Raw genomic sequence first — 12366 nt, 5'->3', positions numbered from 1 at the left:
CAAGGGCGTATGGACATGCGCGTAGCCGACACCATGAAAAAGAAGCTCACCGAAGCCCTGGCTCCGGTGCGACTGGACATCATCGACGAATCCCACCACCACGCCGGACATGGCGGCGCCCATCCCGACGGCGAAAGCCATTTCCGCATCGAGATCGTTTCAAACGCTTTTGCCGGAAAGAACCGCGTGGCGCGCCAGCGTCTGGTCTATGACATTCTGGCCGAAGAGCTGCGGGCGCGGGTTCATGCCTTGTCGCTGGCGACCCTCACCCCGGAAGAAGAGCAGTAGCAGCCTCTGCCCCCCTCTTCGCCAGAAGGATATAGGGTCTGAGAGACGGGTTACCAGTGGGCCGGAACGCAAGTCCGGCCCCTTTTCTTCTGCCGCCGCAGGTTGCAACCAATATTTGCAATATTTTATGTTTTCAGGTTAGTTGGTTGTAGCTGCCCGGCCCTGTCCGGATGCCGCTGAAAGGGTTTTTCCAAGCTGACACGGGCATCATGCTGATCAACCGCAATGTCACCATCGCCGGCCGCCGCACCAGCGTCCGGCTGGAACCCGAGATGTGGGACGCGCTGCACGCCATCGCCCGGCGCGAGGCCATGTCCATCCACGCCATCGCCACGCTGGTGGATGCCGGAAAATCCCCCGGTTCCACCCTGACGGCAGAATTGCGGGTCTTTGTGATGAACTACTACCGCGCCGCCGCCACCGAGGAAGGCCATGCGCGCGCCGGGCATGGCAGGGGCGGCCTCGGCAAGGCCACCAAGGCGCACCAGCCGTCTTCGCTGTCGTCGCGATGAGAGGGAAATTTCCGCCCTTCCCCCGTTCCCATCCTGACCCGGCGGCACGCAGGACCGGCGCCGCCCGTATCTATTCGTCATCCCCGCGCAAGCGGGAATGAGGCAAGCTCTAATGCAGCTCCGCCCGGATCATCTGGCGCAGCACATCGATCGCCGGAAATTCCTCGCCCTGCTGGAAATGCCAGAAAGTCCAGCCGTTGCAGGCCGCCGCGCCCTGCACCGCCGCCCCCACCTTGTGGATCGAGCCGCGATGATTGGCCGAGATGATGGTGCCATCGGCGGCGACCTGGGCGCTCCATAACCGGCGCTCGCCGCCCCACAGCATGTCGCCGGGGCGCAGCAGGCCGCGTTCCAGCACCTGGCCGAAGGGCACCCGCGGTTCGCTGCGCTTGGAAGGGGTGAGCAGCAGCTTCATGTCCTCGATCGGCGTGACCTGGTCGATGCGCTGCTGCGCGGCAGCGATATAGGCCGGGTCGCGCTCGATGCCGATCCAGCGGCGGTTCAGCTTCTTGGCGACGGCGCCGGTGGTGCCGGTGCCGAAGAAGGGATCGAGGATCACGTCGCCGGGCTTCGAGGCGGACAGCACCACGCGATACAGCAGGGCTTCGGGCTTCTGGGTGGGATGGGCCTTCTTGCCCGCCGCGCCCTTCAGCCGCTCGGGGCCGCTGCAAAGCGGCAGTACCCAGTCGCTGCGCATCTGCAAGCCCTCGTTCAGGGCCTTCATCGAATCGTAGTTGAAGGTGTAGCGCGAATCCTTGGACTTGCCGCACCAGATCAGCGTCTCGTGGGCATTGGTGAAGCGCGTGCCCCGGAAGTTGGGCATCGGATTGGACTTGCGCCAGACCACGTCGTTCAGGATCCAGAAGCCCAAGTCCTGGAGGATGGCGCCGACGCGGAAGATGTTGTGATAGCTGCCGATCACCCACAGGCAGCCGTCATCCTTCAGCACCCGGCGCGCCGCCGTCAGCCAGTCGCGGGTGAAGCGATCATAGGCCGCGAAATCGTCGAAGCGGTCCCACTCGTCGACCACTCCGTCCACGCGGCTGTTGTTGGGACGCCGCAACTCCCCGCCCAGTTGCAGGTTATAGGGCGGATCGGCAAAAACCATATCCACCGATTTCTCGGGCAGGGAATTCATCACGGCAATGCAATCGCCGTGATGAATGATATCGAGGGGGGTGGTTTGGCGCGAAAAGGTCATGGGCAGACTTTGAGTCAGCCGCGACTCCGCGTCAAGAATCCTCTTGTGCCGCCAGGGCCAACAAGTCGGCGCAAGGGGCGAAACTGCGCCGGTGGTGGGGCGTGACGCCCAGGCTGCGCATGGCCTCGCGGTGCTGGGCGGTGCCGTATCCGGCATTCTTTTCCCAGCCATAGCCGGGAAATTCCCCGGCCAGTTGCGCCATGATGCGGTCGCGGGTGACCTTGGCGATGATCGACGCCGCCGCGATGGACAGGCATTTGGCGTCGCCGCCGATCACGCAGCGCACCGGGCAAGGCAGTGGCGGGGTCTGGTTGCCGTCCACCAGCGCCAGGTCGGGGCGCGTTCCCAATTCCTCGACGGCGCGGCCCATGGCCAGGAAGGTGGCGCGCAGGATGTTGTGGCGGTCGATCTCCGCCACGCTGGCGATGCCGACACCGATGGTCGCGCATTCGGGCAGCAGCGCGAACAGGGCTTCCCGCTTCTTGGCGCTCAGCGCCTTGGAATCGTCCAGCTCGGACAGCAGGCGGCCGGGCAGGCGCGCCTCGTCGATGATCACGGCGGCGGCGACCACGGGTCCGGCCAAGGGCCCGCGCCCGGCTTCGTCTATGCCGCAGACCAGTCCGCCGGCCGCACGTTCGAAATCAAGATTCGGCAACCCGTTCCTCCCGTTGCGCCCGCAATTCCATGGAAGAGGCGCGTTTGTCCTCGCCCGGAGTGGTGCCCCCGCGCGCGGTGTGATGCAAGCTTTTTGCGGCCATGGTCCAGACCGGCGACAGCATCAGGCTGAGCACCGCCACCGACACCACCAGCCGGGCATCGTCGGCGGTGATCAGGCCATGCGCCAGACCAACCTCGGACAGCAGGAAGGAAAATTCGCCGATCTGCGCCACCGCCACCCCGGCCATGGCGGCATGGGGCCAGCTTTGCCCCAGCAGGCGCAGCGCCCCCACATTCAGCACCGTCTTGAAGACGGTAACCAGCAGCAGAAGCAGCAGCACCATGTCCAGATGCTTCAGGATGAAGCTCAGGTCCAGCATCATGCCGATGGACAGGAAGAAGACCATCATCAGCACGCTCTGGATCGGCCGGATATTCTGCACCAGTTGGCTGTCGCGCGCGGCGGAATTGCCCAGCACCATCCCCGCCAGGAAGGCGCCATAGGCCGCCGACAGGCCCAGGAAGCCGGACAGGGCCGCCGCCCCGAAGCACCAGGCCAGACCCAGGATCGGCGACAATTCATTATGGCCGGTGACGGAGCGCGTGAACGGCAGCCTGACCCTAAAGCGCAGCAGCACGACGATCAGCCCGGCCAACAGGACCAGCGACAGCGCTACCTTGCCCATATCGAGGATCCCGATGCTCTCGCTCGCCAGTCCGGCCAGGACCAACATCATGGGCACGACGGCGATATCCTGGGCGATGGTGATGCCCAGCGTCGTGCGCCCGGCCGGGCTTTGCGCCTCGCCGGAATCTTCCAGCGTCTTGATAACCACGGCGGTCGAGGAGGTGGCGATGACGAAGCCCAGCAGCACCGCCAGCCCCAGCGGCCAGCCGAACAGCCCGCCTAGCAGCAGGGTCATGCCGACGCTGCCGCCGATCTGGATCAGCGTCGCCAGCAGCGACACCCGCCAGACCGAGACGAAGCGCCGCAGGTCCAGTTCCAATCCGACCAGGAAGAGCAGCAGCAGGATGCCGAATTCCGCGAGCGTTTTCACCGTATCCTGGCTGCCGACGAACCCCACGCCGAACGGCCCCAGCAAGGCGCCGGCGAGGATATAGCCGATGAGCGGGGATTGGCGCATCCGCGCCAGGACGGCCCCGCATAGCAATGCCACCAGGGCCACCACGGCGGTCATGGTGATCTCGGGATGCAGGATCATGGATATGGCTGCCCTTCCGCTTGCTCTCCTGCGCCCATCATGCGCCAAAGCTTGGCGAGAATGAGGCAGAGGCGCCGGCCCTTACCGGAAGCGCGCGCCGGGCATGCCCAGTCTCCCCGTCCGCGCGGAAGGGGTAGTGCCTATCCGGCGGGACTTCAAAACCAGCCATAAGTCGTTACGTAAGAGACCAGGAGACGGCCCCTCGGCGGCGCCCCTCTGGGGGAAGCGGCCTGCGCCAGCCTTCCGGGACAGTGCTCCATGTCCAAGATACCTCCCATGTCCACGACAAAGAGGCAAAGCCCATGGAAGTCCCCCTCGAAATCCGTTTTCACAACGTCGAGGTTTCCGACGCCCTCGAAGCTGCGATCCGCGAACGCGCAGCTCGGTTGGACAAGCTCTATGGCCGACTGACCTCGTGCCGGGTCGCGGTGGAGGCCCCTCACAAGCAGCACCGCAAGGGCAATCTCTATTACGTCACGGTCAACATGACGGTGCCGGGCACCGAATTGATGGTCAACCGCGAACCCCACAAGGCCCAGGACCGCTACGCCAATCCCGATGTCTACAAGGCCCTGCGCGATGCCTTCGACGCCGCCGAGCGGCAATTGCTCGAATACAAGGAACGGCTGAGCGGCGACACCAAGCAGCATGGCGACCGATCGACGTCCTTCCATGGCCAGGTAGCCACCGTTCATCCCGAGGATGATTACGGCTTCCTGCTCACCAATACTGGGGGACAACTTTATTTCCACCGCAACAGCGTGCTCAATGCCCAGCTCGAGGAGCTGAAGAGCGGCGACGTGGTACATTATGTAGAAGCCGTCGGCGATACCGGGCCGCAGGCCAGCCGCGTCTGGCTCGGCACCAGCCATAAGGAATTCTAGCCAGGATCAATGACCGGTCATCCCGGCGGCGGTGATGCGCATCGCCGCCGGTCTCTCTTCGCCGGACAGCGGCCACGCAAGGCCGCCCGGCTCCGCTTCGGTCATGGGGGAGATCTGAAAACGGCGACCCCCGAACAGGGGCCGCCGCGAAAGGCGCTCAATGCTTGGGACCGCCAGGACGACGGACCGGCGTGAAGGAGGGCGGGTCGCTGGCGGGGAAGGATTCTTCCGAGGCTTCGTCGACCTCGTCCTCGTCACGGGCGCCTTCCTTGTCTTCCACCATCCCCGGCTTGGCCTTGCGCTGCTCCTGCTTCAGCCGCTCGGCGGGGGTCTGGTCTTCAGGCTTTGCCATGCCGCTTTCCTTTCTCCTCTGGACAGGGTCCTTGACGAGTCACATGGGAAGAAAAGAAATGGGCGCAACCACGAAAACGGGGGCGGAAAGCCCCCCATATCGGTGATCGCCCACCCCGGAGGACGTCAGAGCGAGGCCACCTTCTGCATCCCCCGCCAAAGCAGGGACAAGGCGCCGGAAACCATCGAGATCAGCAGCGAGACGGCGCTGAGGAAGGACAGGAAACCGCCGATCAGCGAGATGGCGGCTGCCGTCAGCCAGGCGATGCCCGCGACCGTCAGGCGGGTGGTGGCTTTGACGACATGGATAGCCTCGCGGCCCAGCACCTTGAACACCGATCCCGTGCGCTTGCCGAAGGTCTGCGCGATCGTTTCAGCATGGCGCAGGTCCTCGAAACCGTTCACATGGCGGATCACCCGGACGGCATGGCGGGTCGAGGAAGCCTGCTCGATCCGCCACAGCCGCTCGCCCGCTTCCTGCAAGGGCCGCAGGGCCACCCGGCCGCCGCCCCGTGCCGCGCGCAAGGTCGCCGTCGCCTCACGGCGCAGGGCGGGAGATAGCAGCCCGGACCGCGCCGCCCCCTTCAGGAGCGACAGACCGCCTTTCGCTGCCGCGCCGCCGCCCGCCGTGGCGACCGTCACTGCCGTCAGCGCCACGCCCGCCCCCGACAGCATCAGGACCAGTTCGTCCGCCTCTTCGCCTGCCGCCAGCTTGCCCAATTCCCGGCTGCCGTCGCGCAGGTCGCCCCACAGGGTGAAGTCCGACACGACACCCGCCGCCATCGCCTCGACACTGTCGCCGCCGCCCGACACGAATCCCTCGACGCCGCGCCGCGCCCAGCGGGCGGTGATGGCGGCAGGGGTCGTCATGTCCTCCAGTGCCGACAGCCATGCCTCCGGCACCGGGCGGTCCAGCATGCGCGCCGTGTCGATCAGGATTTCCAGGCTGTCGGGATCATCGGCGGCAATGGCGGAAGCGACCTGGGCTTCCATCCAGCCGGGATAGGCGAATTGCGCCATGCGGGCGAGGATGGCGCCTTCCAGCCGCTCGGGGGCGGGCAAGCGCGCCATCCATCCTTCCCGCGCCAGACCGGGCGCCAGGGCGAGACCGGCCAGGGCGGCGGTCAGCAACAGACACAGACGAAGAAAAGCCCCCATGCGGATCAAGCAAGGCCGGCGTCAGACCGCCGCCTTTTTCTCCTCCGTTCTGGCGGCCCGGCCCCCGGTCCTGCGGGGAGCGGCCTTCTTCGGCTCGGCCTTTTCGGCATCCTTGGCCTCGCTCTTCCTGGTGGAGGTCTTGCGGGCCTTTTCCTTCACCACCTCGGCCTCGGCGGCCACCGCCTTGGGTGCCGCGGCCTTCCGGGCGGCGGGCTTGCGTGCCGTCTTCTTCGCGGGGGCCGGGGCAGCCTCGGCGGTGACTTCCGCCTTCTGCCCGGCCCGGATCTCCGCCTCGGCCCGCGCCCAATGTTCGATGTCGCGCCCTTCCGGTCGCCCTTCGGCCTCCCAGATCTGGTAGGCGCGATCACGGATCATCTCGTTGATATCAGCCATGCTACTTCCCTGCGCTTGTCCGGGAGCATTGTCCATGAGGCTAGCGAAGCGGACGGGGAGTCTCAATCCTCCCTTGGGACAGGAGCGTGAAAATCTCGCCGCCGCCCTTCCCCCACCCGCGAACTGCCCGTGCCGATGCCCCAGGGCCCGATCTTTCCGGGCTGTGATTATTGGTCGTCGAGTGTAAAGCCGATCTTGATGGTGACCTGATAATGGCTGACCTTGCCGTCTTCAATATGGCCACGAGTCTCGGTCACCTCGAACCAGCGCAGATGGCGCAGGCTCTTGCCCGCCTTCTCCACCGCATTCTGGATGGCGTCCTCGATGCTGACCGGGGACGACCCGACCACCTCGACCTTCTTGTAGACATGCTCGTTCATGCCTCATCTCCTCGATGCACTGGGCAAAACATACGAGCCCATATGGCGACGAGGAGCGCGGCTTGCGACGGGAAAGCGGCCGCCAGACGGCCAGGACGGACCAGCCAGGGGGCCTAAACAAAAAGGCCGCCCGAAGGCAGCCTTTTGTTTTGGCGGATGGGGTGGGATTCGAACCCACGGTACGCTTTTGACGTACACACACTTTCCAGGCGTGCGCCTTCGACCACTCGGCCACCCATCCATCGGTCCGGCTCGTCACGGGCCGGAGGTGGGGCAAACTATAGGAGATCGACGCAGGATGCAACCCCTGAAAAAAGAGCGCGCAAACGTCGTTCCGCAAGCCTTCTATAACCTTACAGGTTGATCGGAATGGAAGGTTGCGTTATCCGGTAATAACAGGACACAGGAGATGCCTTTCCATGTTTCTCGGTCGCCTTTGCGCTTGGATCCTTCTTGCAGCGGCGGCAGTCCTGGCTTCGGCGGATGCGGTGATGGCCTTCAGCCCCCACCCCTATGAACGCATCGCCACCGCCGATATGTGGCTCCTGCTGGTGGGCAGCACTCCCGAGATCGGCCGCTGGGCAGCCTTGGGGGAATGGCCGGCCTGGGTGCTGCCCGGGCTGCTGGGGACCGCCCTGCTTTTCGCCTGCCGCACGTCCCGCCGCCGCAGGCGCCGCGCCTTCAACGATTGAAGCGGCCCAACTCCGTTGGGGAATAGCGGGCACCGAAGGGAGGGCCCTCCGCTTCGTCTTGCCCGCACTGCGGTTCTACAGCACCATGGCGGGATTCTTGGCGCAGCTCCTGGCCTGATACGGGGGCCTCTCACACTCTGGAAGCCGATGACCGCACAGAATTTTCCCAATCTCCATGTCCTCGACCATCCGCTGATCCAGCACAAGCTGACCCATATGCGCGACAAGGGGACGTCGACCAAGACGTTCCGCCAGTTGCTGCGCGAGATCTCGCTGTTGATGGGCTATGAAGTCACCCGCAACCTGCCCATGGAGCGGAAAAGGATCAAGACGCCGCTGGAAGATTTCGACGCGCAGGTCATCGCCGGAAAGAAGCTGGCGGTGGTGCCGATCCTGCGGGCCGGATCGGGGATGGCCGACGGCCTGCTGGAGCTGGTGCCCTCGGCCCGCGTCGGCCATCTCGGCCTCTACCGCGACGAAGAGACCCACCGTCCGGTGGAATATCTGGTCAAGCTGCCCGAGCCGGAAGGGCGGCTGTTCATCCTGGTCGATCCCATGCTGGCGACGGGCAATTCCGCCGTCCATGCGGTGGACGTCCTGCTGCGCCATGGCGTCAGCCCCCGGAATATCCGCTTTCTCGCCCTCGTCGCCGCGCCGGAAGGGGCCGCCACCTTCTTCGCCAAGCATCCCGACGTGCCGGTCTATGTCGCGGCCCTGGACGCGCGGCTAAACGAGAAGGCCTATATCCTCCCCGGCCTCGGAGATGCCGGGGACCGGCTGTTCGGCACCAAGTAAAAGGAGCCTCCGGCATGGCCTTCGACCTCGTCATCCGCAACGCCGCCCTGCCCGACGGGCGCAGCGGCATGGATATCGGCATAAGCGCCGGCGTGATCGAGGCCGTCGCCCCCTCCCTGCCCGACGAAGGGGGCGAAAGCCTGGATGCGGCGGGCAATCTGGTCTCGCCGCCCTTCGTCGATGCCCATTTCCATATGGACGCTACGCTGAGCTACGGCCTGCCGCGCATCAACCGCTCGGGCACCTTGCTTGAAGGCATCGCGCTCTGGGGCGAATTGAAGCCCCAGCTCGACCAGGATGCCCTGGTCAACCGCGCCCTGGCCTATTGCGACTGGGCGGTGGCGCAAGGATTGCTGGCGATCCGCAGCCATGTCGATGTCTGCGATCCGCGCCTGCTGGCGGTCGAGGCCATGCTGGAGGTCAAGCGCCGCGTGGCGCCCTATCTCGACCTGCAACTGGTGGCCTTTCCCCAGGACGGCTATCTGCGCCAAGCTGGCGTGACCGAGCTTCTGCCCCGCGCCCTGGAGATGGGCGTCGACGTGGTCGGCGGCATCCCGCATTTCGAACGGACCATGGCCGAGGGCGCGGAAAGCGTGCGTCTGCTCTGCCGCCTCGCCGCCGAGCACGGCAAGCGCGTGGACATGCATTGCGACGAAAGCGACGATCCCCTGTCGCGCCATGTCGAAAGCCTGGCCGCCGAGACCATCCGCCACGGGCTGGAAGGACGGGTCAACGGCTCGCACCTCACCTCCATGCATTCCATGGACAATTACTATGTCAGCAAGCTGATCCCGCTGATGGCCGAGGCCAGATTGTCGGTGGTCGCCAACCCGCTGATCAACATCACCCTGCAAGGCCGCCACGACAGCTATCCGAAGCGCCGGGGCATGACCCGCGTGCCGGAATTGATGGCGGCCGGGCTGACGGTGGCCTTCGGCCATGATTGCGTCATGGACCCCTGGTATCCGCTGGGCAGCGGCGACATGCTCGACGTCGCCCATATGGGCCTTCATGTGGCGCAGATGACCGGCACCGACCAGATCCGCCAATGCTTCGACGCCGTGACCGTCAACCCCGCCAGCATCCTGGGGCTGGAAGGCTATGGCCTGGAGCCGGGCTGCAAGGCCGATCTGGTGATCCTCGACGCCGCCGACCCGGTCGAGGCCATCCGCCTGCGGGCCAGCCGCCTCGTGGTCATGCGGCGCGGCCACGTCGTCAGCCGCAGCCCGTCCCGCCGGGCGGAAGTGACTCTTCCCGGACGCCCCGGAATTGTCACCTTCCGACAAGGATAAGCGGACCACCGCGAAAGGCTTCCCCCTGCCCTCTGGGGTTCCGGACAATCTTCATCTGCCATTCCGCCATGCCGGAAAAGGAAACATCCCGGCCAATTCTTCTCCGCAAAATATATAGTTTTTTAATAAATTTACCCAACAAGTCTTCATCACTTAGGTAGTTATATAAAGAATTCTTTTCCCCCGCCCAATGTGATATGACCAGCACCCATATGCTGCACTGCCGCAAAATTTCATTCGGTCCTACAGATGGAGAATGGGGGAATTAAGGATGGTTAGGGTCAAGGTTGGCACTCGTCTTTATTTAGGTTTCTTAGCTATCCTTCTCCTGTTGGGGATTATTTCTGCCGCCTCGATATGGTCTTCGACAAAAACCAGCCGGGGTCTCGAAGAAGTCGGCGTTGCCGTTGACGTGGCAGCCCAGGCAAGACTTCTTGACCGCGACATGGTTCTGTTCAGAAGAAAAGTCTTCGAGTTCTTCCTGGAATCGACCGAGAAGAACCGTCAGGCCATGGCCCAGGCCGCGATTGTCGTCGAGGAAAGACTGGCCAGCCTCGACCGCTTCATCCGCCAGACGCGGTTGAGCGATTACCAGGACCAGCTGGAAACCGCTTTCGCCAATTACAACGGCGCGCTCAAAGACATGAGTGCCGCGCTGGAAGCCCACGAGGCATTGGGCACGAAGCTTCTTGCCACCGCGCCCGATCTGCTGACGGCCTTGGACGAGCTCAAGGACGAGCAGTCGTGGAACGCCGGAAGCGGCGAGAAGATCAATAACGTCAAGCAGTACATCCAGGCGGCCCGCTTCGCGGTTTCGCAGTTCAAGCAATCGGATGACGCCGGACAGGCGGCGGATGCCGAGAAGTTCCTGAAGGCGGCCGCCGAGGAATTGGCGACGGTTTCCGGCAACCAGAAGGTCCTGCCCCTCGTCAACCAATATGCGGCGGATTTCCAGAGGCTGCGCCAGCTCTCCCGCGACCGCCTCGAACACCAGGGCAAGCTCCGGACGACCGGGCCGATCATCCTGGGCACCACCGACGAGGTCAACACGCTGGCCCAGGAACTGGAGGACGAGCTGTCCTCCGGCATCCTCGCCAGCGTCGAGGCCGCCAAGCAAGCGGCGATCGCCCTCGCCTCCATCTCCCTTCTGCTGGGCCTCGGCATGGCCTGGGGCATCGGACGCAGCATCGTCAAGCCGATCAACGGCATGACCCATGTCATGACCGCCCTGTCCAAGGGCGACCAGACGATCGAGGTGCCCGCCCAGGACCGCCGGGACGAAATCGGCGAGATGGCCAAGGCCGTCCAGATCTTCAAGGACAATGCCATCGCCATGGAGCGGATGCGGGCCGAACAGGAAGAGGCGCAGCGCCGTTCGGAAAGCGAAAGGCGGGCCGCCATGCTGTCGATGGCCGATGCCTTCGAAAGCCGGGTGAAGGGCGTGGTCGTCGGCGTGTCCTCGATGGCGTCGCAGATGCAATCGACGGCAGCCGGCATGTCGAGCACCGCCGAACAGGCCAGCGCCCAGGCGACCACCGTCGCCTCGGCCGCCGAACAGGCCTCGGCCAATGTCCAGACGGTGGCCGCCGCCGCCGAGGAACTGCACAATTCCATCGCCGAGATCAGCCGTCAGGTCACCCATTCCTCGACCATCAGCCAGAATGCCGTGGACGAGGCCATGCGGACCAATGATCTGGTCCAGGGCCTGGCGCAGGCCGCGGGCAAGATCGGCGAAGTGGTCAGCCTGATCAACGACATCGCCAGCCAGACCAACCTTTTGGCCCTGAACGCCACCATCGAGGCGGCGCGCGCGGGCGAGGCCGGCAAGGGCTTCGCGGTGGTCGCCAACGAGGTGAAGTCGCTGGCCAACCAGACCTCGAAGGCAACGGAAGAGATCTCCACCCAGATCAGCGCAGTGCAGGAGGCCACCCAGGCCGCCGTGTCGGCCATCCAGGGCATCGGCCGCACCATCGACGAAATCAACAACACCGCCTCGGCCATCGCCGCCGCCGTCGAGGAACAAGGCGCGGCCACCCAGGAAATCGCCCGCAACGTTTCGGAAGCCGCCCAGGGCACCGGGCATGTCACGAGCACCATCGCCTCTGTCACCGCCGCCGCCGGCGAGACCGGAAGCGCCGCCCAGCAAGTGCTGGGGGCCTCCACCCAGCTCGCCCAGCAGGCGACGATGCTCCAGACGGAAGTGGAAACCTTCCTGGCCTCCGTCCGCCAGGGATAAGGCCCGCTGCCGGGCGCTCCCCCGGGAACGCCCGGCACACCGGTCCCGGGCATGCCATATCGTCACCCCCGCGAAAGCGGGGGCTCATGAAGATGCCTGTCTCTGAATACAAGTGTTGCGGCCCTGATGGATTCCCGCTTTCGCGGGAAGGACGAGATAAACCTCCCAAAATGCGAAGGGGCGCTCCGGTCGGAGCGCCCCTTTTGCTTGGCGAGGAAGTCGTTCTTAAAGCAACCTGCGTCAAAGATGACGCAGGTTGCGATCAGCGGCCATTGAGGCCGCGGCCAAGCGCGCGGAGGCGCGC

At 64.9% G+C, this 12366-nt stretch carries 14 protein-coding genes and 1 tRNA gene; 7 read left to right on the top strand and 8 right to left on the bottom strand.

Annotated elements, in window-relative coordinates; translation table 11 throughout:
• Positions 1-15: 15 nt before the first annotated feature.
• Positions 16-288, top strand: coding sequence for a BolA family transcriptional regulator (locus EPD66_RS12730; RefSeq protein WP_142848894.1), 273 nt, complete (start codon positions 16-18; stop codon positions 286-288).
• Between the two features lie 209 nt (positions 289-497).
• Positions 498-800 (top strand): ribbon-helix-helix domain-containing protein, encoded by a 303-nt coding sequence (locus EPD66_RS12725; RefSeq protein ID WP_221930974.1) that lies wholly within the window; start codon positions 498-500, stop codon positions 798-800.
• Between the two features lie 109 nt (positions 801-909).
• Here EPD66_RS12725 and EPD66_RS12720 read toward each other — a convergent pair whose 3' ends face one another.
• From EPD66_RS12720 to EPD66_RS12710, 3 genes are read right to left on the bottom strand one after another with little or no spacing between them, the layout of a single operon-like run.
• Positions 910-2001, bottom strand: a complete 1092-nt coding sequence (locus tag EPD66_RS12720) for a DNA methyltransferase (RefSeq protein ID WP_142848892.1) — start codon at positions 1999-2001, stop codon at positions 910-912.
• Between the two features lie 31 nt (positions 2002-2032).
• Positions 2033-2656, bottom strand: coding sequence for a ribonuclease HII (locus tag EPD66_RS12715; RefSeq protein WP_142848891.1), 624 nt, complete (start codon positions 2654-2656; stop codon positions 2033-2035).
• On the bottom strand, positions 2643-3881 hold the full coding sequence (locus tag EPD66_RS12710; RefSeq protein ID WP_142848890.1) for a cation:proton antiporter: 1239 nt from the start codon (positions 3879-3881) through the stop codon (positions 2643-2645). The genes EPD66_RS12715 and EPD66_RS12710 overlap by 14 nt, the downstream gene beginning before the upstream one ends.
• Positions 3882-4183: 302 nt before the next feature.
• On the opposite strand from EPD66_RS12710, the gene EPD66_RS12705 reads away from it, so the two are divergent.
• On the top strand, positions 4184-4765 hold the full coding sequence (locus EPD66_RS12705) for an HPF/RaiA family ribosome-associated protein (protein WP_142848889.1): 582 nt from the start codon (positions 4184-4186) through the stop codon (positions 4763-4765).
• Between the two features lie 157 nt (positions 4766-4922).
• Here the strand turns inward: EPD66_RS12705 and EPD66_RS12700 are convergent, their stop codons facing one another.
• The 5 genes from EPD66_RS12700 to EPD66_RS12680 all read right to left on the bottom strand — a co-directional run bounded on the left by EPD66_RS12700 (position 4923) and on the right by EPD66_RS12680 (position 7288).
• Positions 4923-5117, bottom strand: coding sequence for a hypothetical protein (locus EPD66_RS12700; protein ID WP_142848888.1), 195 nt, complete (start codon positions 5115-5117; stop codon positions 4923-4925).
• 125 nt (positions 5118-5242) lie between these two features.
• Entirely contained in the window at positions 5243-6274 is a 1032-nt protein-coding gene (locus tag EPD66_RS12695; protein WP_142848887.1) for a hypothetical protein, read from the bottom strand.
• Positions 6275-6295: 21 nt separating this feature from the next.
• Entirely contained in the window at positions 6296-6667 is a 372-nt protein-coding gene (locus EPD66_RS24370; RefSeq protein ID WP_142848886.1) for a DUF2934 domain-containing protein, read from the bottom strand.
• A gap of 167 nt (positions 6668-6834) precedes the next feature.
• Complete coding sequence (locus EPD66_RS12685) at positions 6835-7047, bottom strand: dodecin (RefSeq protein WP_142848885.1); 213 nt, start codon at positions 7045-7047, stop codon at positions 6835-6837.
• Between the two features lie 150 nt (positions 7048-7197).
• A tRNA-Ser gene (locus EPD66_RS12680) sits at positions 7198-7288 on the bottom strand.
• Between the two features lie 178 nt (positions 7289-7466).
• Here EPD66_RS12680 and EPD66_RS12675 point away from each other — a divergent pair.
• The 4 genes from EPD66_RS12675 (at position 7467) to EPD66_RS12660 (ending at position 12062) form a co-directional block, all read left to right on the top strand.
• Positions 7467-7739: a hypothetical protein gene (locus EPD66_RS12675; protein ID WP_142848884.1), complete on the top strand. Its 273-nt coding sequence runs from the start codon at positions 7467-7469 to the stop codon at positions 7737-7739.
• 147 nt (positions 7740-7886) lie between these two features.
• A complete protein-coding gene (gene upp / locus EPD66_RS12670) occupies positions 7887-8534 on the top strand; it encodes a uracil phosphoribosyltransferase (RefSeq protein WP_142848883.1) in 648 nt (215 codons plus the stop codon).
• A gap of 14 nt (positions 8535-8548) precedes the next feature.
• Positions 8549-9826: an amidohydrolase family protein gene (locus EPD66_RS12665; protein WP_142848882.1), complete on the top strand. Its 1278-nt coding sequence runs from the start codon at positions 8549-8551 to the stop codon at positions 9824-9826.
• Between the two features lie 445 nt (positions 9827-10271).
• A complete protein-coding gene (locus tag EPD66_RS12660) occupies positions 10272-12062 on the top strand; it encodes a methyl-accepting chemotaxis protein (RefSeq protein ID WP_255448467.1) in 1791 nt (596 codons plus the stop codon).
• Positions 12063-12366 lie beyond the last annotated feature (304 nt).

The sequence above is a fragment of the Telmatospirillum sp. J64-1 genome, from assembly GCF_006980715.1.
GTDB lineage: Bacteria > Pseudomonadota > Alphaproteobacteria > Rhodospirillales > Magnetospirillaceae > Oleiliquidispirillum > Oleiliquidispirillum nitrogeniifigens.
This window is presented reverse-complemented; position numbering and strand designations above follow the sequence as displayed.

Bases quoted from the DNA above. Each gene is read 5' to 3' on its own strand.
- EPD66_RS12720 (WP_142848892.1), bottom strand. From the start codon at position 2,001: ATGACCTTTTCGCGCCAAACCACCCCCCTCGATATCATTCATCACGGC.
- EPD66_RS12710 (WP_142848890.1), bottom strand. From the start codon at position 3,881: ATGATCCTGCATCCCGAGATCACCATGACCGCCGTGGTGGCCCTGGTG.
- EPD66_RS12695 (WP_142848887.1), bottom strand. From the start codon at position 6,274: ATGGGGGCTTTTCTTCGTCTGTGTCTGTTGCTGACCGCCGCCCTGGCC.
- EPD66_RS24370 (WP_142848886.1), bottom strand. From the start codon at position 6,667: ATGGCTGATATCAACGAGATGATCCGTGATCGCGCCTACCAGATCTGG.
- EPD66_RS12725 (WP_221930974.1), top strand. From the start codon at position 498: ATGCTGATCAACCGCAATGTCACCATCGCCGGCCGCCGCACCAGCGTC.
- upp (WP_142848883.1), top strand. From the start codon at position 7,887: ATGACCGCACAGAATTTTCCCAATCTCCATGTCCTCGACCATCCGCTG.
- EPD66_RS12685 (WP_142848885.1), bottom strand. From the start codon at position 7,047: ATGAACGAGCATGTCTACAAGAAGGTCGAGGTGGTCGGGTCGTCCCCG.
- EPD66_RS12675 (WP_142848884.1), top strand. From the start codon at position 7,467: ATGTTTCTCGGTCGCCTTTGCGCTTGGATCCTTCTTGCAGCGGCGGCA.
- EPD66_RS12700 (WP_142848888.1), bottom strand. From the start codon at position 5,117: ATGGCAAAGCCTGAAGACCAGACCCCCGCCGAGCGGCTGAAGCAGGAG.
- EPD66_RS12730 (WP_142848894.1), top strand. From the start codon at position 16: ATGCGCGTAGCCGACACCATGAAAAAGAAGCTCACCGAAGCCCTGGCT.
- EPD66_RS12705 (WP_142848889.1), top strand. From the start codon at position 4,184: ATGGAAGTCCCCCTCGAAATCCGTTTTCACAACGTCGAGGTTTCCGAC.
- EPD66_RS12660 (WP_255448467.1), top strand. From the start codon at position 10,272: ATGGTTCTGTTCAGAAGAAAAGTCTTCGAGTTCTTCCTGGAATCGACC.
- EPD66_RS12665 (WP_142848882.1), top strand. From the start codon at position 8,549: ATGGCCTTCGACCTCGTCATCCGCAACGCCGCCCTGCCCGACGGGCGC.